Origin of the sequence: Rhodococcus sp. NPDC079359, assembly GCF_040702585.1 — a bacterium.
GTDB lineage: Bacteria > Actinomycetota > Actinomycetes > Mycobacteriales > Mycobacteriaceae > Rhodococcoides.
This window is the reverse complement of the sequence record NZ_JBFBLH010000010.1, coordinates 124,002-150,331: the sequence shown is the minus strand read 5'-3', so window position 1 is coordinate 150,331 and position 26,330 is coordinate 124,002. Positions and strand designations below refer to the sequence as shown.

Here is a 26,330-nt window from a genome sequence, read left to right as displayed (position 1 = left end):
CCACAGAAAGGGTGTGAGGTCCCCGCCGTTCGTGTCAGTTCAACAGCGACGCCGAATTCGCCCGTCGCAGTTTGCCGCTCGACGTCTTCGGAATACTGCCCGGCCCCAACACTGCAACGGTTCGCGGTCGCACACCCACCTCCGAGTGCACCGCGTGGATCACTTCCCGTTCGATGCGTTTGACCTCGTCCGGCTTGTCGATGTCGTTGGTTTCCACTGCCACAGCGAAGCTTTCGCGCTTCTCACCGGCATCGAGCCGGATGGCGACGGCATTGCCCGGCCGCACACCGGCAACAGTGCCCGCTGCCCGTTCGATGTCGGTGGGATAGATGTTGCGGCCACCCATGATGATGACGTCCTTGATACGTCCGCAGACGACCACCAGTTCGTCCTCGGTGATGTAGCCGACGTCGCCGGTATCGAGCCAGCCGTCCGCGTCGAGCGTCGACACCGGGCCTTCGACGGTGATGTAGCCGGGGGTGACGGCCTTGCCCCGCACCTCGATGATGCCCACGCCGCGGGCGGTGAGCACCTGTCCCTCCTTGTCGACGACGCGTCCCTCCAATCCGGGAACGAACTTGCCGAGCGTCGCGAGGGAACGGGTGTTGCCACGGGTCGACGGGACGGCGCGACCGAGGGTCTCGAGCAGGTCCGCGTCGACCACATCGATCACCTGCCCCTGATCGGGATCCGGAATCGACACTGCGAGAGTCGTTTCCGCCATTCCGTAGACCGGAGCCAGAGCCAGCGGGTTGAGCTTGTACGGTGCCCCGGCCTCGGCGAGAGCGGTCATGGTGTCCGGGTCGACCGGCTCGGCTCCGTTCCAGGCGTAGCGCAGAGTCGACAGGTCGAGATCCAGATCGTCCTCGGCCTGACGCAGCCGCCGGGCCAGCAGCGAATACGCGAAGTTCGGTGCTGCGGTGACGGTTCCGCGGTACTTGTGAATCAGCTTGGCCCACAACAGCGGCGAGCGCAGGAAGTCCAGTGGAGTGATGCTGACGACCTCGGCACCGACCTGCATCGGCACCGACAGAAAGCCCACCATCCCCATGTCGTGGAACAGTGGCAGCCAGCTGACCATCACATCGGAATCGACATCGAATTCGATGCGATCGATCATGGCGTAGGCATTGACGTAGAAGTTCTCGTGCGTGATCCGCACGGCCTTCGGCGAACCGGTCGAGCCGGACGTCAGTTGCTGCAGCGCGATGTCGGACTCGGCCGTCGGCACCGGATCGATATCGCGACCGGTCTTCATGTCCTCGATCTTCAGCACGGTGATGCCGCGCTCCTCGAGCACGGGTGCGGCGATGTCGAACGGAGCCCCGAGAATCACGGCCTTGGCCTCGATCATCCGTACGACGGTCTCGGTGTCCTCGCCCCAGACGGCGAGGTCGGTCCGCGGAGTGGGCTGGTGCAGCATCGTCACCGATCCCCCGCGCATCCACGTCGCCTGGCATGCGGGCGCGATGTCCACCGGCTGACCGGCCAGAATCCCGATCGCGTCCCCGTGTTCGACGCCTGCGTCGGCCAGAGCCCCGGCCATTCGCCGCGCCTGCTCGTGGATCTCACCCCAGGACTGCCGAAGCGCCTCGTCGGGCTCGCCGGTGACCAGACCGTGCTTGCTGGTGCTCGCGGTCTCGAACATCTCTTCGGTGAACTTGCTCAACGCACGTCTCCTCGTGAGGGATCTCCCGGCCTACCGTTCACAGTAGGCACTCCCGCCCCGACCGAGGGGAACAACGGGCCGCGTATCCTTTGATTTTGCCCCGGCCACTCTTTCGGTGCCGCCCTTGCTACGAGAATGAGGTCTTCGTGAGTACCCCGTCCAGCACCCCCGACGTCGACGCAACGCTCGAAGGGTCCGGACCGGCTGCGCTCGACGAGTCCGGGACCACCCGAGGCCAGGCCAAAGAGCTCGAGACCGAGGTCGCGAGGCGTCGAACATTCGCGGTGATCTCGCACCCCGACGCCGGTAAGTCGACGCTCACCGAGGCCCTGGCCCTGCATGCCCGTGTCATCTCCGAGGCCGGTGCCATCCACGGCAAGGCCGGCCGCCGCTCCACCGTCTCCGACTGGATGGAGATGGAGAAGGCCCGCGGTATCTCGGTGAGTTCGACTGCGCTGCAGTTCAATTACCAGACCTCCCCCGACGCCGAGATCACCAACGTCATCAACCTCGTCGACACTCCCGGCCACGCCGACTTCTCCGAGGACACCTACCGCGTGCTGACCGCCGTCGACGCGGCCGTGATGCTGATCGACGCCGCCAAGGGACTCGAACCGCAGACCCTCAAGCTGTTCCAGGTGTGCCGGCAGTTCGGCATCCCGGTCATCACCGTGATCAACAAGTGGGACCGCCCGGGCCAGTCGCCGCTCGAGCTGCTCGACGAGATCGAGTCGCGAATCGGCCTGACGCCGACGCCTCTCTACTGGCCCGTCGGGATCGCCGGTGATTTCCGCGGCCTGCTCGACGTGCAGGACGGCAGCTATATCCGATTCACCCGCACCGCTGGTGGCGCGACCATCGCTCCCGAGGAATTCATGACGGCCGAGGCCGCGGCCGAACGTGAGGGCGTCGACTGGGACACCGCCGTCGAGGAGAGCGATCTGCTGATCTCGAGCGGTCAACAGCACGATCAGGAGATGTTCCTGGCCGGCCAGACGTCGCCGGTGATCTTCGGCTCCGCGATGCTCAACTTCGGCGTTCGACAGATTCTCGACACTCTCGTGGCCCTCGCGCCGTCACCCGGCCCGCGTGACGACGTCTCCGGCGGCGTACGCGAGGTCACCGACCCGTTCAGCGCCGTCGTGTTCAAGGTGCAGGCGGGCATGGACACCGCGCACCGCGACCGACTGGCATTCATGCGCGTGGTGTCCGGAGTGTTCGAGCGCGGCATGGTCGTCACCCACTCGCAAACCAAGAAGCCGTTCACCACCAAGTACGCGTTGACGGTGTTCGGTCGCGATCGTACGACCGTCGAGAACGCCTACCCGGGAGACATCGTCGGCCTCGTCAACGCGACCGCGCTCGCCCCGGGGCACACGCTCTACACCGACAAGAAGGTCGAGTTCCCGCCCATTCCGTCGTTCGCACCCGAGCACTTCTCGGCACTGCGCGTCGACAGCGCCGACAAGTACAAGAAGTTCCGCCGCGCCGTCGAGCAACTCGATTCCGAGGGCGTCGTTCAGGTGCTGCGCAACGACATTCGCGGCGACGCGTCCCCCGTGCTCGCCGCCGTCGGGCCCATGCAGTTCGAGGTGGTCACCGCACGCATGAAGACCGAGTTCGGCGTCGACGCTCGGATGGAACCACTCGGATACTCCCTTGCTCGACGCACCGATGCAGCCTCGGCCGTCGAACTGGGTCGCCAACGCGGTGTCGAGGTCTTCACTCGCACCGACGGTGCACTGCTGGCACTGGTGAGCGACAAGTGGCGTCTGCAGTACATCCAGAAGGAAATGCCCGAGCTCACCCTCGAACCACTCGTCGCCGCGGGTGATCAGTAGCAACCCGTGCTGATCGATCTGCTCGACGCAGAATTCTCCGTTCTGGGGCACCCGATTCTGTGGCGTGAGGTGGTCGGCAACGGTTTCGGCTTGCTCTCGGCGATCGGGGGAATGCGACGCGTGGTGTGGGCGTGGCCGGTGGGGATCATCGGAAATGCACTGCTGTTCACCGTTTTTCTCGGCGGCGTGTTCCATACTCCGCAGGCACTCGATCTGTACGGCCAGGCCGGGCGACAGCTGATGTTCATCGCCGTGAGCGTCTACGGGTTGATGCGCTGGCTGCGCGATTCGAAGCGGTCCGGGGCCGCGGTTCTACCGCGGTGGGGCACGGCGCGGGAGCGGACGGCGATGCTCGTCGTCGCGATCGTCGGCACGGTGGTGTTCGCGCAACTGTTCGGCTACCTCGGCTCGTTCGGCAAGTGGGCCGACGCATGGATCTTCACCGGATCCATGCTGGCTACCTTCGGAATGGCCCGTGGACTCACCGAGTTCTGGCTGATCTGGATAGCGGTGGACATCGTGGGTGTTCCGCTGCTGATCGTCGCCGGGTTCTATCCGTCCGCGGTTCTATACCTCGTGTACGCCGCGTTCGTGGCCTGGGGATTCGTTGTGTGGTTCAGGATCCAGAACAGGAACTTCGGTCAAAAAATGGCGTCGTAAACAATCGTGATGCTACTCTCAGCCTGTCCGAACAAACTTCGAGTACGTTTCTGCGTGCTCGACGCCGAGTAGCCCGTCCTGATCGATACCCGATCGTGACATCTCGGCGCGGAACCACCTGGGAATCACGATGAAGTGGAAAACGACATGACAAAGGGATCGAACTACCCATTGGCCGGGATCAAGGTCGGTGGCGCTCCCGCGCATCGTTTGGCGACGCCGCCGAAGTCCGACTCCGCTTCACCCGCCGGTGGCCGCACCGATTCTTCGGCGGCAGCGCCCGCCGAGAAGGCGGTCGAGACCCTGTCCACCGAGAAGTCGGAGGCAGTGGTCACGTCCACCGAGAAGGCGTCCGCAACAACGCCTGCACCAGCAACGTCGTCCGACACGGATTCAACGACCCCCCGCGCGGATCGACGTCGTCCAGAGAAGCCCGCCACGGAATCGAACGAGGTTGAAGTGACTACAAGCGATCAGATCTCAGAACACGGCCTGCCCACCAACGGCCGCTCCACGTCTCACGGCTCCACCGCCTCGCCGTCGCTCGGTCGTGGCCAGGGACCCGACCGTCGCACCGCCATGGGTGTCGCCTCGGTACGCATCGCGGGACGCTTGACCCAGAACGAGCTCGGCAGCCGCACCGGCGACATCCGCACCCCCGACACCTCCGTCGGCCCCGACGAGCTGCTCCAGCTCCTCGGCGAATACCTCGTCTCGGGTGGCCTGCAGAACCCCGAGATCCACGTGCGCTCCAACGGCCAGACCATCGTGCTGGACCTGCAGAACCCCGCCAAGGGCTACCGTTGACCCGTACCGGTCACAACAGCTGCTGGAATGCCTCTGGTCGCACCATCTCGAGCACCAGAGGCTTCCATTGCGGCGCTCGGTCCTTGTCGACCAACACTGCACGAACACCCTCGGCGAAGTCCGGTTCGGTGATGATCCACGTCGCCATCCGCAACTCCCGATCGAGGCATTCACGCAACGTGCTGTCTGCTCCGCGTGCGATCAGCGCGTCGGTGGCCATCAGAGACGTCGGCGACAGCGTCGCCAACTGAGTCTTCGTCGTCCGCGACCACGGTGTGTCGCACACCAGTGCGTCGATGATGTCGACGAGCGATTCCTTCTCGAACACCGCTGCCACCGCCTCCGCGTCGAACGACAGCTCGGTCGTCGACGGAGTAGTGGTGTATCGATCCAACACCTCGTCGACGGCAATGCCGGCGAGGATGTCTGCTTTCAAACTCTCCACCGAGTCACTCAGGCAGAAGTGCGTCGCCAATCCCAGTGCAAGCGCATCGGATCCGGAGATACGAGTTCCCGTCAGCGCCAGGTACCGTCCGACATGGCCCGGCAGGCGCGACAGAAAGTAGCTCGACCCGACATCGGGCACGAACCCGATCGCCGTCTCCGGCATGGCCATCACGGCGTTCTCGGTGACGATGCGGATGCTGCCGTGAATCGAAATGCCCAGGCCGCCGCCGAAAGCCGCGGCTTCGATCACGGCGATGTACGGCTTGGGGTAGTTCGCGATCAGTTCGTCGAGGTCGTACTCCGCCGCGAAATACGCCGGGCCGGCCTCGTGGTCACCGTCGACTACGGCCTGCCGAATCGCCTTGATGTCCCCGCCTGCACAGAATGCCCGGGGTGAACTGCTCGTCACCAGAACCGACGTGACCGCATCGTCGTCTCGCCACGCGTCGAGTGCGGTGCGGATGCCCTCGATCATTGCACCGTTCAACGAGTTCAGAGCCTGCGGCCGGTTCAGGACGATATGCCCTACGCCGCCCACGATCTCGGCTTCGACAACGGCCACTGTTGACTCCTTCACACGCAGATCGTTCGACGCGTAACAGTAGCGCTATTCGCGAGACTCGACCGACCGCGGACGCGCGTCATCGGGAATGTCGGCGGCGAGACAGGGCCGCTCTTCCGCAGTGAACCACCCTCGATAGAGAAACAGCTGTCCGAGCACCGGACTCTTCACCTCGATCTCGATGCGATGCCGCTCTTCGGCCGCATCCCACCACTCCCGACCGATCGTCACTGCCGACGCCACCTTGGGCAACTTCGGTGCAAGAGGGCCGAGCAGGAATCGCGGCACCTCGCTCTCGAGGATCAGCCCGCCATCGGCATCGACCTCACACCTGGTGTGCACCACCATGTCCGAGGAGAAACCCAGATAGTCCAGGGCATATGCGTCGGACTCGGCGGAGGACACCATCACCGAATTCATCCCCTGCGGGCGACCCGCGAAAGCGAAGCGACGCACGAAAGACATTGTCTCGCGGCCCAATTCGTCGACATACGCATAGTTGGCAATGGTGAACGGCACGTCCTTGCCGACACCGGCGGGAAAGAGACCGCGCTTGCGTCCGGCCCACAGCAACGGCGGCGGCACCAGTCGAGAGTGCGTCATCTCCTCCATCACGCCCACTCCGAACTGAGCGAGATCGTCCGAGGACTGCAATCCGAAGCGCCACTGAACCTTGGGATGTAGACGGGCAAAATCCGAACCGAGTACTTCCGCGACGACCGATGTCATGACCCCAGTATGCGCTGCGCGCACGTGCACGAAACTTCGTAGCAGGCTACGAGTTACTAGTCACATGCGGCTCCGCCGCACTACTCCAACTCGGCGGCCAGTTCCATCCATCGTTCCTCGGCGACATCCTTGTCGGCGAGGACCTGCTTGAGTTCGGTGTCGAGGGCGACGAGCTTGCCCTGCTCGGTGGACGCGTCGACGAGTTCGGCGTGCAACTCGACCTCACGCTTGGAGAGCCGGAGGACGAGCTTCTCGAGCTTGCTGAGTTCCTTACGGGCCACGCGCTCGGAGGCCGCGTCTCGGGTGGCCTTGCGCGGTGCACTGCCGGTGGTCAGCGAGTCCGGCGTCGCGTCGGCGGCGAGGACGGCCCGCCTGCGCAGGTACTCCTCGATGCCGCCCGGCAGGTTGGTGAGCTTGCCGTCGCCGAACAGTGCCCACGTGGAATCACAGATGCGCTCGATCAGGTACCGATCGTGACTGATGACGACGAGAGTGCCCGCCCAGCCGTCGAGGATGTCTTCGAGCTGTTGGAGGGTGTCGATGTCGAGATCGTTGGTGGGCTCGTCGAGCAGCAGCACGTTCGGCTCGGCCATCAACACGCGAGTGAGCTGCAGCCGACGACGCTCGCCACCGGAGAGATCTCCGACGGGGGTGCGTTGACGCGCCGGGGTGAAGCCGAGCCGCTCCGCGAGCTGCCCCGCAGAAATCTCTCTGTCGCCCAGTGTGATCCGCTCGGCCACTTCCTTGACCGCGTCGAGAACACGCAGCTTCTTGGGCAGGTCGTCCAATTCCTGCTTCAGCCAACCGATCTTGACGGTCTGGCCCTGGATGCGCTTACCGGCAGCAGGCTGCAGTTCACCGGCGAGCGTCCGGAGCATGGTCGTCTTGCCCGAACCGTTGACGCCGACGAGACCGACGCGCTCACCGGGAGCCAGACGCCAGGTGAAGTCCTTCACCAGCTCGCGTCCGTCGGGGGTCTCGAGGCGCGCGTCCTCGAGTTCGATGACGACCTTGCCGAGGCGGCGCTGAGCGAACGAGGACAACGCGACGGAGTCACGCGGGGCGGGAACGTCGGCGATCAGAGCCTCGGCCGCCTCGATGCGGTACTTCGGCTTGGAGGTACGGGCCGGGGCGCCGCGGCGCAGCCAGGCCAGTTCCTTGCGCGCGAGGTTGCGTCGACGCTCCTCGGACGCGTCGGCCTGACGGGACCGCTCGGCGCGCGCGAACACCCAGTCGTTGTAGCCACCTTCGTAGGCCTCGACGCCGCCGCCGACCACCTCCCACGTGCGATTGGCGACGGTGTCGAGGAACCAGCGATCGTGGGTGACGACCACCAGCGCACTGCGACGGCTGACCAGGTGCGCGGCCAACCACTGCACGCCCTCGACGTCGAGGTGGTTGGTCGGCTCGTCGAGCACCAGCAGGTCGAGATCCTGAACCAGGGCCGCTGCCAACGCAACTCGTCGACGCTCGCCGCCCGAGAGGTTGTCGATCGGCGCGTCGAGTCCCGAACTACCTGCAGGCCCGAGGTCGGCAATACCGATGCCCGTCAGGATGTTTCGCACCCGAGAGTCACCCGCCCACTCGTGCTCGGCCATTCCGAGCGGGTCGAGGACCACCTGGCCGACGGTAGACCCGGGAGGCAGCACTCCGCGCTGCGTGACCACTGCCATCCGCAGGCCGTTGACCCGGCTGACGCGTCCCGAATCGGGCGGCTCGATGCCCGCGAGCACCTCGAGGGTGGTGGTCTTACCGCCGCCGTTGAGGCCGACCATGCCGATGCGTTCGCCCTCCTGCACGCCGAGGGAGACACCGTCGAGCAGCGGCTTGACGCCGAAGGACTTACTGACGTTTTCGAGATTGACGAGATTGACCATCAGGAAAAACCAATCGATTCGCTAGTGACAACACGAGCACCGGGAACCGGTCCACTCGCAACACGGACGGTGCGGCACACGCCTGCACCGGACAGTTCAGCGCTCACCGACACCGCCGCGTCGGCGTCGGCGCACAGGAACGCGCAGGTGGGGCCCGAGCCGGACACGATGCCCGCCAACGCCCCGGCGGTGACTCCCGCACGCAGCGTGCGACGCAACTGCGGCATGAGCGACACCGCAGCGGCCTGCAGGTCGTTGCCGAGCAACGGTGCGAGTGCACGCGCATCGCCGGACGCCAACGCATGCATCAGATCCTCGGTGCCGCTGAGGCGAGGCGGATCACCCTTGGCCCGCAGTTCGTCGAGTTCGTTGTAGACGGCAGGCGTTTGCAGACCGCCCTTCGCCAACGCCAGAACCCAGTGAAAACTGTTGCGCGAGAGCACCGGAAGCAGCTTCTCCCCGCGACCGGTTCCGACCGCCGTTCCGCCGTGCAACGAGAACGGCACGTCGCTGCCGAGTTGAGCCGCCACCTCGTCGAGCTCGTCGCGCGAGAGATCGAGGTGCCACATCGCGTTCAGTGCCACCAGAGTCGCGGCAGCATCGGCACTTCCGCCTGCCATCCCACCGGCCACCGGAATTCCCTTGTCGATGGTGATCTCCACCGACGGCTCTCGCCCGACGCGATGCCCCAGCAACTCGGCGGCCTTCCACACCAGATTCCGTGAATCGGTGGGAACCACCCTCGCGTCGTCGCCGCGCACCCGAACCGAGAGCGTCTTGGCCGGAACCACCGACAGTTCGTCCGAGAGCGAGAGCGCCTGGAACACCGTCGTCAGCTCGTGAAAGCCATCGGGACGCAGGTCACCGACCGACAGATGCAAATTCACCTTCGACGGGGCCCGAACGACGACGGGTGTGGGAACGACAGACAGCACGAGTAACCACAGTAGTGGAGAAACAGCGACCGAGTTCACCACCAGGGCGGCCTCCGGTGGGTAGTCGATGTGACGTTCAGTGGACTTTTCGGGGGTCAATGTCACATTCAGTGGACTTCGGGGGCCGGAACGATCGGCCGATGCGGACTGTAGTTGTCCGCAATGCGTGGCATCGTGACGTCATGAAGGAAACATCGGCTCGGCTACTGCGGCTGTTGTCTCTGCTGCAGACGCGTCGTGATTGGGCGGGCGCGGAATTGGCGGAGCGACTCGACGTCACTCCTCGGACGCTGCGGCGCGATGTGGACAAGCTGCGCGACATCGGTTACCCGGTCAATGCGACGCCGGGAGTCGGGGGTGGCTATCAGCTCGGTCCCGGTGCCGAGATGCCCCCGCTGTTGCTCGACGACGACGAGGCGTTGGCGGTGGCGTTCGGGTTGCAGTCGGCGGCCGGTGGCTCGGTGGCGGGCATCGGGGAGGCGTCGTTGCGGGCGTTGACGAAGTTGCGGCAGGTGATGCCGTCGCGCATCCAGCATCGGCTCGACGCGTTGCGAATCGACGTGGTTGAGCGGACGCCGCGTTCGGCGGTGGATGCGTCGGTGCTGTCCACGGTGGCGGCGGTATGTCACGCCCACGAGCGGTTGCGGTTCGACTACCGCAAGCACGACGGTTCCGAGTCCAGGCGCGAGGTGGAGCCCTACAGCCTGGTACGGGCGGGGGCACGCTGGTATCTGCTGGGTTGGGATGTGCTGCGGGAGGATTGGCGGTCGTATCGAGTGGATCGCCTGATTCCGAAGATTCCGACGGGTCCGCGGTTCACGCCCCGGGAGCTGCCGCCTGGCGGTGCGGCAGCGTTCGTCTCGAAGGGAATCGATCGTGCGTTCACTCAGGTTCAGGCGCGGATCGCGTTGCACGCCCCGATCGAGCAGATCGCTCCGATGATCGACGAGCAATGGGGCACACTCGAATCAATCGACGAGGGCACCTGCGCGGTGGTGTTGGCCGGAGATTCGCTGCCCTCGATCGCGCGGTGGCTCGCAGCATTCGACACCGATTTCACGGTGCTCGATCCACCGGAACTGCGCGAGGAATGCCGCGTCGTGGCCGAGCGGCACGCGAGACTGAACGAGCGATACCTGGCGGCGGTTCACCCTCCGGTAACCGGTACGTGAGTCAATGGGCAGATGACGACACCACTCGGTTTCGACCCGAAGTTCCTGGCCGACATCGACGTTCCGTTGCCCGATCGCGCCGACGTGGTGGTACTTCCGTACACGCACTTCTCGGTGTCCATCGACCCTGTCCGACGCCTCGCCGCGGTCACCGGCGTCAACATCGACGGCGCGAGCCTGCAGGATGTGGGGCGCGGAGACAACTGGCGACTCGACGATCGACTACCGGCAGCGCAGCAGGCCGGCAACGAGTTGTACCGGAACAACGACCTCGATCGCGGGCATCTGGTTCGCCGGCGAGATCCGGTGTGGGGTGAGCGAGCGGTGGCCGAGCGCGCCAACGAGGACACGTTCCACTACACCGTGTGCGCTCCGCAGACGGCCACGCTGAACCAGTCGAAGACACTGTGGCTCGGGCTCGAGGATTACGTACTGGGAAACGCCGAGCAATACGACCGAAAGCTCTCGGTCTTCAGCGGCTGCATCTTCGCCGACGACGATCCGATCTACCGGGGCGTCGCCATTCCGCGGCAGTTCTTCAAGATCGCGGCCTGGTCGCAGGATTCGGCTCCAGCATGCACCGGATACGTTCTCGATCAATCGCCGTCTCTGGACCCGATCCTCGACAAACCGCTGCGGCTCGAGACCGATCCCCCGCCTCTCGGCCCGTACCGGACCTATCAGGTTCCGGTGGCCGACATCGCGTCGATGACAGGCCTGGACGTGGGCATTCTGATCGACGCCGACCGCTACGCGCCGGTGGCTGCTGCCCGCGAGGGGGCGTCGACGTGGACCGAGCTGACTGCCCTGACGGACATCCACCTGTAGAGAGGGCCTCAGGCTTCGGTGGCGGCCAAACGGACGAAGGCTGCGGCGTCGATGGTCTCGCCGCGAGCAGTGGGGTCGATCCCGGCCTCACGCAACCGCCGTTCGGCGGCAACCGGGGAGCCGGCCCACCCGGCCAGGGCTGCTCGTAGAGTCTTGCGGCGCTGCGCGAATGCCGCGTCGATCACCGCGAAGACAGCCTTGCGATGCGCGGTGTCGGTCGGCCACGGGGGCTCGGCGTACCGATCGATGCGGACCAGTCCCGATTCGACCTTGGGCACCGGCCAGAACACCGAACGGCCCACTGCGCCAGCCCTTTTGACGTCTCCGAAGAATCTGGCCTTGACGCTGGGGATGCCGTAGATCTTGCTTCCCGGTACCGCGGCGAGTCGATCGGCCACCTCGGCCTGAACCATCACCACGGCGACGCGAAGGCTCGGCAATTCCGAGAACAGATGGATCAGCACGGGAACGGCAACGTTGTAGGGCAGGTTGGCCACCAGAGCGGTCGGCTCCCCCGCAATGTCCGCGGCTCGTACGCGCAGCGCGTCGGCCTCGATCACCGTCAGCCGATCGGCCAGAGTGGGGGCCCGGTCGGCCACCGTCGTGGGCAATCGGTTCGCGAGCTTGGGGTCGATCTCGACAGCGATGACGGAATCGGCCACATCGAGCAGCGCGAGTGTCAGCGATCCGAGACCGGGGCCGACCTCGAGGACTGTGTCCTGCGGGCCCACACCCGCGGAGGCGACGATGCGTCGAACAGTATTGGCGTCGTGCACGAAGTTCTGCCCGAGCTGCTTGGTGGGGCGCACGTCGAGCTCGGCGGCGAGGGAGCGGACTTCGGCAGGACCGAGCAGAGCCGCAGATCCCCTCACATGTTCGGACACGGCAGAAACTCTACGTGGGCAGGAGTGGAGCCTGCGGAACGACCCAGAAACGCAGGAGTGGAGCCTGCGGAACGACCCAGAAACGCAGGAGTGGAGCCCGCGGAACGACCCGGGACAGTCAGCGGTAACCCAGGCGCGAGGTGCAGGCAGGCCATGCGCCCCAGCCCTGCGACTTCTGCGTGACCGACGCGATGGCGATCTGCTCCTCGCGGGTGGCGAGGTCGGCACGCGGTGCGTACTTGAGGCCGCCCTGGCGTTCCCAGGTGTTCTGGTCGAACTGGACGCCGCCGTAGAAGCCGTTGCCCGTGTTGATCGCCCAGTTGCCCGTGGCCTCGCACTGCGCGAGCGCGTCCCAGATCGCACCGTTCTCCACCGGCGGCACCTCGGTACCCGGCTTCGCTCCGACGCGAACGGTCTTCGGCTGCGCGGGTACCTTGACCGTCTCGTCGACCTTCTCGCGACCGACCTCGACGCCGTTCACCATGTTGATCTTCCAGGTGATGTCGGAGACCCCCGGCGCACCCGGGTTCTCGACGACGGTGCGGCTCATGTTCATCGTCGGATCTTCGATGCGCTGCTCAGGAGCATCGGTGTCCGTGGTTTCGGTCTTGGTGACGGTGCGGTCACGCGTGACGACGATCTCGGCGCCGTCGGTGACGGCTGCGTCGGGATCGGGGCTGACGGTGTCGGCTTCCTCGAGCGGCGCGCCCACTGCTTCGAGGAATTCACGCACGGTCGGTGCGGCAAGGGTGACCGGCGCGGCAGGTGCTCCACCGTCGAGGAGCGAAACCTGCTTGGGCAGTGCCACATCGAGTTCGGTGCCGTCGAGCGGCAGTCGCTCGGAGCGCGAGGCGGAGACGTGCACGTCCTCGGCCAGACCGGTCTGCTGCAGAGCCTCCTCGACGGTCAGGGCGGTGGTCCAGATGTTCTCGGGCTGCCCGTCGACGTTCAGCGTGATCTCGCGGGCGCGGCGCAGGACCACGGTGTCGCCGTCACTGAGATCGGAGTCCGGCGCGGGAACGACAAGATCCTTGTCCGACGGCGCATAGCCGGCGTCGGCCAGAGCACTGTTGACGTCGGTCTTCATCGTGCTGAGCGAAATCATGTCGCCGTCGACGTCGATGGTCACGGTCTTGTGACGGCTCACGGCCATGACGCCACCGGCGACGAGCGTCATCAACAGGGCCGCGACGACCAGGTAGAGCGTGGTCGAACGGGCGGAGTTGAGGCGTCTGATTGTCGACAAGTTTCGTATTCCCGGCGGTTGCGAGCGTGACTTCGGCGTCGAAACGCCCGAGTTCGGTCACGGTACGGTAACGAATTAGTACCCACGCCGCAACTTCAGCAGCTACAGGCCGTACACGCGCTCCGCATTGGCCGTGGCGTGCGCAGCGAGCTCCGCCGGATCCTGGCCACGAATCTCGGCCAGCGCCCGCGCGGTGTACGGCAGGCAGTACGACTCGTTGGGAGCACCGCGGAAGGGATGCGGAGTGAGGAACGGTGCGTCGGTCTCCACCAGCACCAGCTCGTCGGGCACCAGTACCGCGGCCTCCCGCAGTGCGTGCGCGTTCTTGAAACTGACGGTCCCCGAAAAGCTGAGAACGTAGCCGGCGTCGACGCACGCCTTCGCGGTATCGGGACCGCCGGAGAAGCAGTGGAAGATCACCGTCTCGGGAGCGCCTTCCGTCGTCAGCACGGCGAGCAGGTCCTCGTCGGCCTCGCGATTGTGGATCATCAGCGGCTTACCCAGTCGTTTCGCCAGATCGATGTGCCACCGAAATCCGTCGTGCTGCTCGGCCACCGTGGCGCACCCGTCGAGCTTGCCGGGCCAGTAGTAGTCCAGCCCGGTCTCCCCGACGGCAACCACGCGAGGGTCGGACGCCAATCGCTCGATCTCGGCCTTGGCCGCGTCGTCGAGCACGTTCGCGCGCGTGGGATGGATCGCAACCGCGGCCCACACCCGAGAATCCCAGGACGCCGCGTCGACCGCGAACCGCGCGGCATCGAGATCGTCGGCGATCGTGACCACGCGCGTGACACCGACGGACTCGGCCTTGTCCACGATCGCGGCCACACTCGCCGCGTCGATCGCCCCACACGCATCGAGGTGGGTGTGCGCGTCGACGAGAGTGCCGACGGGCTCGGGCAACGGTGGTGCGGGACGGTCTCTGCTCACGCTAGTTAGAGTAGGCGCACCATGACTGCGCCAGCTGATGCCTCACGGCCACCCTTCTACGTCACCACGGCGATCGCGTACCCCAACGGCGCTCCGCACATCGGACACGCCTACGAGTACATCGCCACCGACACCATCGCGCGCTTCAAGCGTCTCGACGGCTACGACGTGCGATTCCTGACGGGCACCGACGAGCACGGCCTCAAGATGCAGCAGACCGCACAGACCGAGGGCGTGGACGTTCGCGAGCTCGCCGCGCGCAACTCCGACGCGTTCCAGGCTGCGCAGGACCTGCTGAAGATCTCGTACGGACGGTTCATCCGCACCACCGACGCCGATCACCACGCCGCCAGCCAGGAACTGTGGAAGCGGATGGAGGCGAACGGCGACATCTACCTCGATTCCTACTCCGGCTGGTACTCGGTGCGCGACGAGGCGTTCTACACCGAGGCCGAGACCACCCTCGCCGAGGACGGCTCGCGCGTCGCGACGGAGACGAACACTCCCGTCGAGTGGACCGAGGAGTCGTCGTACTTCTTCAAACTGTCGCAGTACCAGGACAAACTGCTCGAGCTGTACGACGCGTCGCCGGAGTTCATTGCGCCGAACACGCGCCGGAACGAGATCGTGAATTTCGTCAAGGGTGGCCTGCGGGATCTGTCGATCTCCCGAACCACGTTCGACTGGGGCGTTCCCGTCCCCGGCGATGAGAAGCACGTGATGTACGTGTGGGTCGACGCGCTCACCAACTACCTCACCGGTGCCGGGTATCCCGAGACCGAATCCGAGTCGTACCGAAAGTTCTGGCCTGCCGACCTGCACATCATCGGCAAGGACATCACGCGCTTTCACACCGTCTACTGGCCTGCGTTCCTGATGTCCGCGGGCATCGAGCTGCCCAAGCGGGTGTTCGTGCACGGGTTCCTGAACGTCAAGGGCGAGAAGATGTCCAAGTCTCTCGGCAACGTGCTGGACCCGAAGTCGTTGGTGGAGAACTACGGTCTCGATCCGGTGCGCTTCTTCTTCCTCCGCGAGGTCTCGTTCGGTCAGGACGGCAGCTACAGCCACGAGGCCATCGTCGCTCGCGTCAACGCCGACCTGTCCAACGAACTGGGCAACCTCGCGCAGCGTTCGCTGACGATGGTCGCCAAGAACCTCGAAGGAAAGCTCCCCACCCCGGGCGAGTTCACCGCCGAGGACGAGGCGATGCTGGCTCGCGCGGACGCGCTGCTGGAGATCTGCCGACGCGAATTCGACGTGCAGGCAATCCATTCCGCGCTCGAGGCGATCTGGTCGGTACTCGGCGAGACCAACCGCTACTTCTCGCTGCAGCAGCCGTGGGTACTGCGAAAGACCGACCCCGATCGCATGGCCACCGTGCTGTACGTGACGATCGAGGTGCTGCGCATCGTGGGCATCCTGACCCAGCCCGTCATGCCCGATTCCGCGTCGCGCATCCTCGACCTGCTCGGGGCGTCGAACCGCGAGTTCACCGACATCGCAACACGTTCGGTACCCGGCACTGCACTGCCGACTCCGACGCCGGTGTTCCCCAAGTACGAGTAGAGCGCTCCGCGCACGTGAGCGAAACTTCGTAGCCCACTACGAGGTTTCGCGCACGTGCGGCGAAGCCGCTCTCACAAGGTCTTCTCGAGCTCCTCCAATGTGTTCTCCAGATGCGTCAGCATGCGCTGCAGATGCGGCACACTGCGTCGGCATCCGATGAGACCGAAGTTCAACGAATCACCGTTGCTGGCGACGGTGATGTTGAGCGCCTGCCCGTCGGCCACGATCGAAGCCGGGTAGATGCCGTCGAGTTTCGCGCCGTTCCAGTACAGGTCTTCCTTCGATCCGGGCACGTTGGAGATGATGACGTTGAACGGCGGCGGGGTGTAGTCGACGAATCCCGGCACGGGCCCGAACAGCAACGGGGCCATGGTGATCGCACCGACGGTGAGCGCTTCGAGGGTGTTCAACTCGCTCATCATCTGCTTGCCCTTGACGGTCGAATCCTTGATCCGCTCGAGCCGCAGGATCGGATCGGATTCGTCGGTTCCGAGGTTGCACAGGATGGTCGTCACCGAGTTTCCGGCGTCCTTGTCGTCCCCCTCCTTGCGCAGCGAGACCGGCACCATGGCGATCAGCGGTTCCTCGGGCAGCTCGTTCTGGTCGATGAGATACGCGCGAAGGGCCCCGGCGCACATCGCGAGGACCATGTCGTTGAGCGTGGCGTCGAGCGCAGTCCCGACCGTGCGGATGCGCTCGATCGACCAGCTTTCGGCGGCGAAACGGCGGGCTCCTCCGATGGGCACGTTGAACATCGTCCTCGGCGCCTGCAACGGCAGTTGTGCGCCCTCTTTCTTCAACGCGCGCAATCCGATTCGAGCCGATGCCGGCGCAAAATCGACCAGGTCCCCGACGATCTTGCGTCCCATCGAGAGCCCACTGCCCAGCTGCGCCAACCGCCCGGGCTGCTCGACGGCGACCTGCTTCTTGCGTTTACCGAACAGCGACGGATCCCACGTTGCGACGCCGTTTCGATCGTCGGGATCGGTGGTGAGCGTGCGCTGCATCAGCTTCAGTGCACTGACACCGTCGACCAACGAGTGATGCACCTTGGTGTACAACGCGATTCGGCCGTCTGCCAACCCCTCGATGATGTGCAGTTCCCACATCGGCCGGTAGCGGTCCAGCGGTGCGCTGTGGTTGAGCGAAAGGAACTGGAACAGCTCGCGAATACGTCCCGGTTGAGGCAGCACGGTTCGCCGAACGTGGTACTCGAAGTCGACTTCCTGATCGAATGCCCACGCGAGGTTGCCCATGATCTGCACCGGACGCGACGGTCGCTTGCGGAAGAGTTCGTGCACCTCACCGGTGGTGAACTTGCGGTGCACCTCCTCGGCGAAGTCGTGCGGATCGCCGGGTGGGACGAACAACTCCAGACCGCCCACGTGCATCGGGTGCTCCCGTGACTCGGCGATCAGAAACATCGATTCGGTGATGGGCATGAGTGCCATGAGCTGTCCCTTTTCCATTTGTTTTAGGTCACGGTACGGCACCGAATGTGACTCAGAACACGACCTTACGTCGGGTCACGAAAAGCTACCCGCTATTGTCCGTTACCAGGGGTTCCAAATAGAGCGGGGTTCCGACGCACGGCGCACACGCGCCGCGCAACGACAACGGGGATGGAGGCGACGGCTATGAATCCGGCGCTCACCGTAGTGAAATCGACCGACCCGACAGCCACCGCACGCAGGCGCGATATCCGCGGCGCGAGTGTGCAGTCACAGATTCTGTCCAAATCCCTGCAGTTCACGGTGCGACCGTTTCTGACCGTCTGGGCACAGGCACCGTCGCTTCCGTGGCCGATGGGGCTGGTCGACTACGCAGGCCTGCTCGTTCCGCAGATCAGCGGTACCACCCGTAGCCGGGTCATGTTGGCCGAGTGCGAGGCCGAATGGATTCGCGCCGAGGGCGCCGGAAGCGATCGCGTCGTCCTGTACATGCACGGCGGCGCATTCGTCTGCTGCGGCCTGCGCACTCATCGCCGGATGACCTCGCGGGTCTCCAAGAACATCGACGGCGCGGTGCTGTCGGTGAACTACCGCATGATGCCGCGCAATCCGATAAGCCACGCGGTCGAGGACGGCGTGGACGCATACCGCTTCCTGCTCGACTCCGGTTACCGCCCAGAACAGATCGTCCTCGGCGGTGATTCGGCGGGCGGATATCTCGCGTTCATGGTCGCTCTGGCGCTGCGCACCGTCGACTTGCCCGCCCCCGCAGGGATCTTCACCATGTCCCCGCTGACCGACATGGACCCCTCCGGCAAACTCGACCACGAGAACGCGTCGAAGTGTTCGATCTTTCCGCCCAATGCCGTTCCCGCGCTGACCGCATTGGCCGATCGCGTCGATGCGCGCATCGTCGTCGAGGGCCGACGGGGCCCGCGGGTCTCACCCGTCGACAGTGATCTGGCCGGCATGCCGCCGGTGCTGATCCAGGTCGGTTCCACCGAAATGGTCTATGCCGACGCCGAACTCATGGCTCAGCGTCTCGCTGTCGCCGGAGTCGAGTGCGAACTTCAGGTGTACGAGGATCAGGTCCACGTGTTCCAGGCAGCCGATTTCGTTCCCGAAGCCCGCCGCGCGCTCAGAGCGATCGGCGAGTTCGCGCGGAACGTCAGCCCCCGCAGAGAAAGCTGAGATACCTTCTCCCCATGGCAGTCACAGCGAACAAGTCCGTCGACATCGACGCAGACGCAGCGGCAATAATGGAAGTACTCGCAGACGTCGAGGGCATCCCTTCGTGGTCCCCGGTCCACAAGAAGTGCGAGGTCGTCGATCGGTTCGACGACGGCAAGCCACACCACGTCAAGATGAACGTCTCGATCATCGGCGTCAACGACGAGCAACTCGTCGAGTACACGTGGTCCGAGAACGAGGTGTCGTGGACTCTCGTCGAGAGCACTCAGCAGAAGGCCCAGGACGGCCGATACACGTTGACGCTCAAGGGTAACGGCACCCATGTCGAGTTCGAGCTGACCGTGGACCCGAAGATCCCGCTCCCTGGCTTCCTGGTGAAGAAGGGAACCAAGACGATCCTCGAAGCGGCCACCGAGGGTCTGCGTCAGCAAGTGACGGGCTGAGCCCCTACTGCTCCTTACGTGCGGCGAGAACGGCCTCGTAGACCTCACGTTTGGAGACGCCGTCGACCGCCACCTGAGCGCAGGCGTCCTTCAACCGCATGCCCGACGCCACCAGCGTTTCCACGTCGGCAACGAGATCCTCGGGTTCCTCGGCGACGGCGACTGCTCCTTCGAGCACGACGGTGATCTCTCCGCGCACCCCGCCCCTCGCCCATTCGAGCAACTCCCCCAGGCCGCCGCGGCGCACTTCCTCGTAGGTTTTGGTGAGCTCCCGGCACACCGCGGCGCGGCGGTCGGGACCGAGGACGTGGACGGCGTCCTCGAGGCACGCGACGAGGCGGTGCGGTGCCTCGAAGAAGACGATGGCACGCGGTTCGGCGAGCACGGTTCGGAAGTAGGTGCGTCGCTGTCCTTGCTTGCGCGGCGCGAATCCGTCGAAGCAGAAACGTTCGACGGGCAGACCGGACAGCGCGAGGGCCGTGGTGACCGCGCTCGGCCCGGGCAGACAGGTCACCGGCAGACCGGCCTCGACGCAGGCTGCCACGAGGCGGTAGCCGGGGTCACTCACCGACGGCATCCCCGCATCGGTCACCAGCAGCACCGTCTTGCCCTCGCCCACTGCCTCGACGAGAGCCGGAAGGCGGGCGGTTTCGACCTGGTCGTAGAAGCTGACCACTCTTCCTGCGATCACCACGCCGAGCGAGGACGCGAGTTGTTTGGTGCGCCGGGTGTCCTCGGCGGCGACGACATCGGCAGTGCCGAGGGCATCACGCAGGCGCTGCGAGGCATCACCGACGTCGCCCATCGGGGTGGCGGCAAGGATGAGCATGCCCCCAGTGTCCCGCACGCTGTGCAGCGGCGTGCCGGGCACTGCCGATCAACGCCTACGATCGGTACGTGACCTTGCTGACCTCTGAGCGCTCCGGCGACCGGTCGATGGTCAGTCCCGGGCCCACCGTTGCCGCGCGCGACTGGTTCCACGACACCGATGCCCGCCGCGGGTGGATCGTCACCATCGTCATCACCGTGATCTGCGCGATCACGCGCTTCACGATGTTGCGATACCCCACCGACGCCGGAACTCCGGTGTTCGACGAGAAGCATTACGCCCCGCAGGGCTATCAGGTTCTCACCGGCGGCGGGCTCGAGGACAATCCGGCCTACGGGCTGGTGGTGCATCCACCGGTCGGCAAGCAACTGATCGCCATCGGGGAAGCCCTGTTCGGCTACAACGGCTGGGGCTGGCGCTTCTCTTCGGCCGTGGCCGGAACCCTGTTGGTGCTGTTGGTCATTCGAATCGTGCGACGCCTCGCCCGATCGACACTGGTCGGGGCGATCGCAGGCATTCTGCTCATCGTCGACGGCGTGACGTTCGTCAGCAGCCGCATCGGCATGCTGGACATCTTTCTCGCGCTGTTCGTCACCGCTGCGCTGGGTTGCTTGGTCGTCGACCGCGACGACATGCGACAGCGTCTGTCGAGGGTGCGCGCCGAGGGCCGCATGGACGTCAGCGTGCTCGGTCCGCGAATGGGAGTGCGGTGGTGGCGATTCGGAGCCGGCATCATGCTGGGACTCGCCTGCGGCACCAAGTGGTCCGGTCTGTACTTCATCGCATTCTTCGGATTGTTGAGCGTGGCATTCGATGTGGCGGCACGCCGTGCATACGGAGTTCGGCGGCCATGGCGGGGAACGGCGTTGCGCGACATCGGGCCTGCCCTGTACGCGCTGGTGGTCGTTCCGATTGCCGTGTATCTGATGACCTGGTGGGCGTGGTTCACCTCCGAGACCGGTGTGTATCGACACGAGGTCGGCAGTGGTATCGGAGCGGGAGGTCCGTTCTCGTTCGTGCCCGACGCGCTGCGGTCCCTGTGGTTCTACAGCAGCAGCGTGCTGCAATTCCATGAGGGACTGACCAACTCGGCGGGCAACCGACACCCGTGGGAATCGAAGCCGTGGACCTGGCCGATGGGTCTGCGCCCGATGCTCTACTACTTCGCCGACGGCGAGAACGTGTCCGGTTGCTCGGCGTCCTCGTGTGTCAAGGCGATCATGCTGATCGGCACGCCCGCGATGTGGTGGCTGGCACTGCCGATGCTGGCCTGGGTGATCTGGTCGGTGTTCGTCCGACGCGACTGGCGGTACGCCACAGTGCTCGTGGCGTACTCAGCAGCACTGCTGCCGTGGTTCACCACACTCGACCGACAGATGTACTACTTCTACGCAGTGGCTCTCGCACCGTTCATGGTGATGGGCTTCGCACTGGTGCTGGGCGACATCATCGGCAAAGCCACCGCATCGGCCGAACGGCGAGGTACCGGACTGCTACTGGTGTCCTTGTACCTCGCCGTGGTGATAGCCAACTTCGTGTGGCTATGGCCGATTCTGACCGCAATGCCGATCACGCCGGAGATGTGGCAGCAACAGTTGTGGCTGCCGAGCTGGCGCTGAGCGATTACGCCAGCGGGAGTGGAGCCTGCGGAACGACCTGTGCGAGGCCGGAGTGGAGCCTGCGGAACGACCTACGCAAGCAGCGCAGTCTTGCCCTTGGTGAGTCCGTCGATGCTGATGCGTCCGGCACCGAATGCGGCGAGCAGCAGCGCGCCGACCCCGAGGGCGACAACCAGTTCGTAGCCGTTGTCCGCTGCGAACACGCCGTTCTCGAAGTGCACGAAGACGGCCGCACCGAGCATGTCGAGGAACAGCAGCAGGCCGGCGACCGGAGTGAAGATGCCCAGCACGAGGGCACCGCCGCCGACGAGTTCGACGAACGTGGCGAAGTAGGCGGACGCCGTGGGCAGCGGAACGTTCATCATCTCGAAGCTTGCTGCGGTGCCGTCGAGGCCGTAGGTGTTGAGCTTCTGCCAGCCATGGGCGATGAAAACGATACCCAGGCCGATTCGAGCTACGAGGGCAACGACGTCGCGTACGACGGTGGAGTTCATGACACATCCTTCTGACAGGGCTACAAGGGCAGCCCTACCCTGACAGAAGTAGGTTGAAGCGTCAACTTAACTGCCGTTCGCACCCTTGAGGGCAGATTCGAGGAACGATCGAGCCTGATCGTCGTCCAGTCCGATGGACCGGACCGTCCTGACGAACTCCGTCGCCGCCCGGGCCGCGATGTCGCGCGACGGATCGCCGCCCGACGCGACGAACGAACCGGACCGGCCCCTCGTCTCGATGATTCCCTGCTGCTCGAGCTCCCGGTAGGTCTTCGCCACCGTGTTCGGTGCGATCTTGAGTTCCTCGGCCAGACCTCTGACCGTCGGGATCTTGGTACCGGCGATGAGATCGCCCGATCGCACCAGGCCCAGAATCTGCATTCGTAGCTGCTCGAACACCGGGGTGGTGTTCGACGAATCGATGTGTACGCGCACGGTCGATGCCTTATCCGAGCGCGTCGACTGCGTCGACGATCGAAGTCGGCCCGGACGTCAACATCAGCGTCTTGCGCACAGCCGAGCCGGTATCGAGCAACTGCGCGATCACCGCGGCCACATCGGCGCGGGTCACCTCACCCGATTCCAGCGGCGGCTCGGTCAGCGATACCGAGCCGGTGGGGTCCTCATCGGTCAACTTGCCCGGACGCAGAATCGTCCAGTCCAGTCCGCTTCTTGCCGAAACGTTCTCTTCCGCAGCAGTTTTGGCCTCGATGTAGGCCTTCCAGCCGGCATCGAGATCCTCGGCGACCGGCTCCCCGGCACCGAACGAGCTGATCAGCACGTAGCGGCGAACGCCTGCCTTCTCTGCCGCATCGGCCAGCAGCACTGCGCCGGCACGATCGACCGTGTCCTTGCGCTCGGGACCGCTGTTCGGGCCCGCACCTGCGGCGAACACCACCGCGTCCGCGTCGGCGAGCACTGCGGCAACCTCGTCGACGGAGGCCGATTCGAGATCGATCACCTGCGGCAGCGCGCCCAGCGCGGTGACGGCATCGACGTGGTCGCTGTTGCGAATCAGCGATACCGCACGATCTCCGTGCGCCGTGAGCACCTGAGTCAGATGTTGCGCGATCTGGCCGTGGCCACCTGCAATGACAATGCGCTTGTCGGTCATAACCACTCCCGTTCCTGACGTGAATCTGTCGGGGTGGCTACCCGCGTGGCAGGATTGCAAACATGACTGGCTCGGCGACCATCTACCACAATCCCCGGTGCAACACCTCTCGTACGGTCCTCAAAGCGATCGAAGAAACCGGTGTGGTGCCGCGGGTGATTCGATACCTCGACTCGCCTCCCACCGAGGACGAGCTCCGCGCGCTCCTTGCCGACGCCGGACTCGAACCGCGTCAGGCCATTCGAACTCGCGAGAGCATCTACAAGGAACTGGGACTGGCAGGCGCGGACGCCGACACGCTGATCGCGGCGATGGCCCAGCACCCGATACTCATCGAGCGCCCGATCGTGGTGACCGACAAGGGCACCGTGCTCGCTCGCCCGGCCGACAAGGTACAGACCGTGCTGTAGAGCGCTACAACCTCTCGCGCGACACCGGGCACGACATGCAGCGGGGGCCGCCTCGCCCCGAACCCAGTTCCGATCCGGAGATCCGCAGCACCTCGATGCCCGACGCCTCCAGCCGTGCGTTCGTTTCGACGTTGCGCTCGTACGCGACGACGACTCCCGGCGCAATGGCGAGCGTGTTGTTGCCGTCGTCCCATTGTTCGCGCTCGGCGGTGACGTGATCGAGTCCGGTATCGATCAACCGCAGCTTGCCGATGCCCATCGCATCGGCGGCCGCCTCGAGAAAGGGGTCACCACCGCGGATGGTGACCCCTGCATCTTCGCGGTGAATGGTGAACGCGGACAACGTGTCCTGAATCGCCGGGTACATCACCACCGCGTCGGTATCGACCATGGTGCACACCGTGTCCAGATGCATGGACGCGCGCTCCTGCGCGATCGGCACCACCAGCACACTGTGCGCCAAATCGTCCTCGAACAGGCTGCGCGCCAACGCTTCTGCGCCTGCGGGTGTGGTGCGCTCGCCAACTCCGACTGCCACCACCCCCGGAGCGAGCAGCAGCACGTCGCCGCCTTCGACCGGAGCGGTCCGCGACTCGTACGCGCGCCGCACGCCACGAAACATCGGATGGAATGCGTAGATCAGATCGGTCAGCGACGTCTCCCGCACACGGGCAGGCAGCGCCAGCGAGGTGATCGCCACTCGGTCGTCTATCCAGAACGACGAGTCGCGGGTGAACAACAGGTTCGGCAGCGGGTCGATGACGAAGTCCCCACCGTGATGCATTCGCCGAACCAGCGATGCCCCGCTCGGTTGCGGCTCCCCCGTCTCCGCCTCGAGCAATTCGTCGAAAGTCATTCCCGCCATGAGGATCTGCGCCAATTCGGCCGCCGGCACACCTCGTAGATGTTGGGCAAGGTCCTCGGCAAGCGACCGGCCGAGCCGTCGGGCATCGACGGCGGCGGAGATACCTTGCATTCGCGCTGCGCCGCTGACCGTCATGGCCTCGGTGAGAAGTTCGCCGAGGAGCAGCACGGTGACCCCGCGACCACGCAGGAGATCGGCGAACGCATCGTGCTCGTCCTGTGCGCGATCGACCCACGGCAGACCGTCGAAGAGCAGCTGATCGTTGTTACGCGGTGTGAGGCGTCGAAGCTCGTCTCCCGGCCGGTGCAGCATGACGGTGCGCAGCACCCCTACCTCGGAGTCGGCACCCAACGGGCCCGCAACCGCATCGACACTCATGAACGAACGGTAAACCCATTCGTCCGCCACCGCTGGGATCAGGACCTGAAGTATTGTCGAGGTCGTGCCGATGCCCGAGTGGAACGTCCGAGAACTGACTCCCGGCCAGCTGTCCGAGCGCAGCGGAGTAGCAATCTCGGCCTTGCACTTCTACGAGAAACAGGGGCTGATCAGCAGTCGCCGAACCTCGGGGAACCAGCGCAGATTTCATCGCGAAACTCTGCGCCGGGTTGCCTTCATCCGGATCTCGCAGAAGGTCGGGATCCCACTGGCGCACATACGTCGAGCGTTGAGCGAACTACCGGACGAGCGGACTCCGACGCGCGAGGACTGGGCCAGGCTCTCGACGCAGTGGCATCGCGAACTCGACTCTCGGATAGAGCAATTGATCCGACTTCGGGACAACTTGACCGGGTGCATCGGGTGCGGTTGCCTGTCGCTGGCCGGCTGCGCATTGGTCAACCCACACGACGAACTGTCCTATTCGGGGCCCGGTGCGCGCACGCTGGACGTCGATTTCGACGAACCCTCGACTCGACGCGGCACGAGCAGCTTGGAGAACTGATCGTTCGCCTTCTGCAGTACGAACTCGTAGGGCGGAGCGAATTTTCTGGCGACCCAGTACCCGAATCGGATGTCGTTGGAGGAGTAGACGAGGTACTTGCGCTTGGCAATTCCGGCGAGAATGGCGTCGGCGACAACCGAGGGTTCCACGGCACGCTTCTCGAACCGATGTTGCAACTTCTGTACCCGCGGATCGTCACGATCGACGCCGGCGATCTGAAGCGTCTGCACCAGCCCGGTCTTGACGCCACCGGGCACCACCAGGCTGACGCCGATTCCGTGGCGCTTGAGGTCGTATTTGAGCACCTCGGAGACTCCGCGTAGACCGTACTTGCTGGCGCTGTAGGCAGCGTGCCACGGAAGGGGAATCAATCCGGCGGCAGACGAGACGTTGACCAGATGGCCACCCCGTCCGGCGTCGATCATCGGAGGTAGGAACTTCTCGATGATGTGAATAGGCCCCATCAGATTGACGTCGACCATCGACTTCCAGTGCCGGTGTTCGAGATTCTCGACGGTTCCCCATGCGGAGATGCCGGCAACGTTCATCACGACGTCCAGGCTGCCGAACTCGGCGTGAATGTCGTCCGCGAACGCGGTGACTGCCTCGAAATCGGACACATCGAAGGGCAACGAGTGACTGACGGTACCGCCCGCGCGACCGACCAGGTCCACCGTCTCCGCCAAACCGGTGCCGTTGACATCGGTCAGGAAGAGTTCCGCTCCCACTCCTGCAGCAGCGATGGCCGTTGCCCGACCGATTCCGCTGCCTGCTCCAGTGATCAACGTCTTCTTACCGCGCAGATCGTATGTAGCCAT

At 65.0% G+C, this 26,330-nt stretch carries 26 protein-coding genes; 11 read left to right on the top strand and 15 right to left on the bottom strand.

The genetic code is table 11. The annotated features are described in order from the left end of the window. Positions 1-34: 34 nt before the first annotated feature. Positions 35-1,669 carry a fatty acyl-AMP ligase gene (locus tag AB0362_RS21495; protein ID WP_094686664.1) on the bottom strand — a complete coding sequence of 545 codons (1,635 nt, stop codon included), beginning with the start codon at positions 1,667-1,669 and terminating at the stop codon, positions 35-37. 146 nt (positions 1,670-1,815) lie between these two features. Between AB0362_RS21495 and AB0362_RS21490 the strand changes: the two genes are divergently transcribed. From AB0362_RS21490 to AB0362_RS21480, 3 genes are all read left to right on the top strand, one after another. Continuing rightward, positions 1,816-3,510: a peptide chain release factor 3 gene (locus tag AB0362_RS21490; protein WP_037192020.1), complete on the top strand. Its 1,695-nt coding sequence runs from the start codon at positions 1,816-1,818 to the stop codon at positions 3,508-3,510. Positions 3,511-3,516: 6 nt separating this feature from the next. Then, entirely contained in the window at positions 3,517-4,170 is a 654-nt protein-coding gene (gene pnuC / locus AB0362_RS21485) for a nicotinamide riboside transporter PnuC (RefSeq protein ID WP_317810775.1), read from the top strand. 147 nt (positions 4,171-4,317) lie between these two features. After that, entirely contained in the window at positions 4,318-4,977 is a 660-nt protein-coding gene (locus AB0362_RS21480) for a hypothetical protein (protein WP_269594658.1), read from the top strand. 10 nt (positions 4,978-4,987) lie between these two features. On the opposite strand, the gene AB0362_RS21475 is transcribed toward AB0362_RS21480, so the two are convergent. The 4 genes from AB0362_RS21475 to AB0362_RS21460 form a co-directional block, all read right to left on the bottom strand. Then, complete coding sequence (locus AB0362_RS21475) at positions 4,988-5,986, bottom strand: enoyl-CoA hydratase/isomerase family protein (RefSeq protein ID WP_317810774.1); 999 nt, start codon at positions 5,984-5,986, stop codon at positions 4,988-4,990. 45 nt (positions 5,987-6,031) lie between these two features. After that, entirely contained in the window at positions 6,032-6,715 is a 684-nt protein-coding gene (locus tag AB0362_RS21470) for a DUF4166 domain-containing protein (RefSeq protein WP_094639566.1), read from the bottom strand. Positions 6,716-6,795: 80 nt separating this feature from the next. After that, positions 6,796-8,592 carry an ABC-F family ATP-binding cassette domain-containing protein gene (locus tag AB0362_RS21465; RefSeq protein WP_317810773.1) on the bottom strand — a complete coding sequence of 599 codons (1,797 nt, stop codon included), beginning with the start codon at positions 8,590-8,592 and terminating at the stop codon, positions 6,796-6,798. Then, positions 8,592-9,527 (bottom strand): 4-(cytidine 5'-diphospho)-2-C-methyl-D-erythritol kinase, encoded by a 936-nt coding sequence (locus AB0362_RS21460; RefSeq protein ID WP_317810772.1) that lies wholly within the window; start codon positions 9,525-9,527, stop codon positions 8,592-8,594. The genes AB0362_RS21465 and AB0362_RS21460 overlap by 1 nt, the downstream gene beginning before the upstream one ends. 182 nt (positions 9,528-9,709) lie before the next feature. Between AB0362_RS21460 and AB0362_RS21455 the strand changes: the two genes are divergently transcribed. Beyond that, a complete protein-coding gene (locus AB0362_RS21455) occupies positions 9,710-10,699 on the top strand; it encodes a YafY family protein (RefSeq protein ID WP_317810771.1) in 990 nt (329 codons plus the stop codon). Positions 10,700-10,711: 12 nt separating this feature from the next. Then, positions 10,712-11,527 carry a DNA/RNA non-specific endonuclease gene (locus AB0362_RS21450; protein ID WP_317810770.1) on the top strand — a complete coding sequence of 272 codons (816 nt, stop codon included), beginning with the start codon at positions 10,712-10,714 and terminating at the stop codon, positions 11,525-11,527. 8 nt (positions 11,528-11,535) lie between these two features. Here the strand turns inward: AB0362_RS21450 and rsmA are convergent, their stop codons facing one another. From rsmA to AB0362_RS21435, 3 genes are all read right to left on the bottom strand, one after another. Continuing rightward, positions 11,536-12,411 carry a 16S rRNA (adenine(1518)-N(6)/adenine(1519)-N(6))-dimethyltransferase RsmA gene (rsmA, locus tag AB0362_RS21445; protein WP_094613840.1) on the bottom strand — a complete coding sequence of 292 codons (876 nt, stop codon included), beginning with the start codon at positions 12,409-12,411 and terminating at the stop codon, positions 11,536-11,538. A gap of 118 nt (positions 12,412-12,529) precedes the next feature. Then, positions 12,530-13,657 (bottom strand): transglycosylase family protein, encoded by a 1,128-nt coding sequence (locus tag AB0362_RS21440; protein WP_317810769.1) that lies wholly within the window; start codon positions 13,655-13,657, stop codon positions 12,530-12,532. 102 nt (positions 13,658-13,759) lie between these two features. After that, entirely contained in the window at positions 13,760-14,587 is an 828-nt protein-coding gene (locus AB0362_RS21435; RefSeq protein ID WP_317810768.1) for a TatD family hydrolase, read from the bottom strand. A 21-nt stretch (positions 14,588-14,608) separates the two neighbouring features. On the opposite strand from AB0362_RS21435, the gene metG reads away from it, so the two are divergent. After that, positions 14,609-16,153 (top strand): methionine--tRNA ligase, encoded by a 1,545-nt coding sequence (gene metG / locus AB0362_RS21430; protein ID WP_317810767.1) that lies wholly within the window; start codon positions 14,609-14,611, stop codon positions 16,151-16,153. Between the two features lie 71 nt (positions 16,154-16,224). On the opposite strand, the gene AB0362_RS21425 is transcribed toward metG, so the two are convergent. After that, positions 16,225-17,604, bottom strand: coding sequence for a wax ester/triacylglycerol synthase family O-acyltransferase (locus tag AB0362_RS21425; protein WP_317810766.1), 1,380 nt, complete (start codon positions 17,602-17,604; stop codon positions 16,225-16,227). A 186-nt stretch (positions 17,605-17,790) separates the two neighbouring features. Between AB0362_RS21425 and AB0362_RS21420 the strand changes: the two genes are divergently transcribed. Both AB0362_RS21420 and AB0362_RS21415 read left to right on the top strand, forming a co-directional pair. Further along, entirely contained in the window at positions 17,791-18,795 is a 1,005-nt protein-coding gene (locus AB0362_RS21420; RefSeq protein WP_317810765.1) for an alpha/beta hydrolase, read from the top strand. Between the two features lie 14 nt (positions 18,796-18,809). Further along, positions 18,810-19,238, top strand: coding sequence for an SRPBCC family protein (locus AB0362_RS21415; RefSeq protein ID WP_317810764.1), 429 nt, complete (start codon positions 18,810-18,812; stop codon positions 19,236-19,238). A 4-nt stretch (positions 19,239-19,242) separates the two neighbouring features. On the opposite strand, the gene rsmI is transcribed toward AB0362_RS21415, so the two are convergent. Then, a complete protein-coding gene (rsmI, locus tag AB0362_RS21410; RefSeq protein WP_317810763.1) occupies positions 19,243-20,067 on the bottom strand; it encodes a 16S rRNA (cytidine(1402)-2'-O)-methyltransferase in 825 nt (274 codons plus the stop codon). A 107-nt stretch (positions 20,068-20,174) separates the two neighbouring features. Here rsmI and AB0362_RS21405 point away from each other — a divergent pair, with 107 nt between their 5' ends. Continuing rightward, a complete protein-coding gene (locus AB0362_RS21405; RefSeq protein ID WP_317810781.1) occupies positions 20,175-21,686 on the top strand; it encodes a phospholipid carrier-dependent glycosyltransferase in 1,512 nt (503 codons plus the stop codon). A 71-nt stretch (positions 21,687-21,757) separates the two neighbouring features. Here AB0362_RS21405 and AB0362_RS21400 read toward each other — a convergent pair whose 3' ends face one another. From AB0362_RS21400 to AB0362_RS21390, 3 genes are all read right to left on the bottom strand, one after another. Further along, positions 21,758-22,180 (bottom strand): DoxX family protein, encoded by a 423-nt coding sequence (locus AB0362_RS21400; RefSeq protein ID WP_317783922.1) that lies wholly within the window; start codon positions 22,178-22,180, stop codon positions 21,758-21,760. 66 nt (positions 22,181-22,246) lie between these two features. After that, positions 22,247-22,615, bottom strand: a complete 369-nt coding sequence (locus tag AB0362_RS21395; RefSeq protein WP_068049785.1) for a GntR family transcriptional regulator — start codon at positions 22,613-22,615, stop codon at positions 22,247-22,249. Between the two features lie 10 nt (positions 22,616-22,625). After that, positions 22,626-23,294: an NAD(P)H-binding protein gene (locus tag AB0362_RS21390; protein ID WP_121870638.1), complete on the bottom strand. Its 669-nt coding sequence runs from the start codon at positions 23,292-23,294 to the stop codon at positions 22,626-22,628. Positions 23,295-23,356: 62 nt separating this feature from the next. Here AB0362_RS21390 and arsC point away from each other — a divergent pair, with 62 nt between their 5' ends. Then, entirely contained in the window at positions 23,357-23,704 is a 348-nt protein-coding gene (arsC, locus tag AB0362_RS21385; RefSeq protein WP_366236142.1) for an arsenate reductase (glutaredoxin), read from the top strand. Positions 23,705-23,708: 4 nt separating this feature from the next. On the opposite strand, the gene AB0362_RS21380 is transcribed toward arsC, so the two are convergent. Beyond that, complete coding sequence (locus tag AB0362_RS21380) at positions 23,709-24,947, bottom strand: arginine deiminase (protein ID WP_317810760.1); 1,239 nt, start codon at positions 24,945-24,947, stop codon at positions 23,709-23,711. Between the two features lie 64 nt (positions 24,948-25,011). Here AB0362_RS21380 and soxR point away from each other — a divergent pair, with 64 nt between their 5' ends. Then, on the top strand, positions 25,012-25,512 hold the full coding sequence (gene soxR, locus AB0362_RS21375; protein ID WP_317810759.1) for a redox-sensitive transcriptional activator SoxR: 501 nt from the start codon (positions 25,012-25,014) through the stop codon (positions 25,510-25,512). Here the strand turns inward: soxR and AB0362_RS21370 are convergent. Further along, complete coding sequence (locus tag AB0362_RS21370) at positions 25,428-26,330, bottom strand: SDR family oxidoreductase (RefSeq protein ID WP_366236141.1); 903 nt, start codon at positions 26,328-26,330, stop codon at positions 25,428-25,430. The genes soxR and AB0362_RS21370 overlap by 85 nt on opposite strands.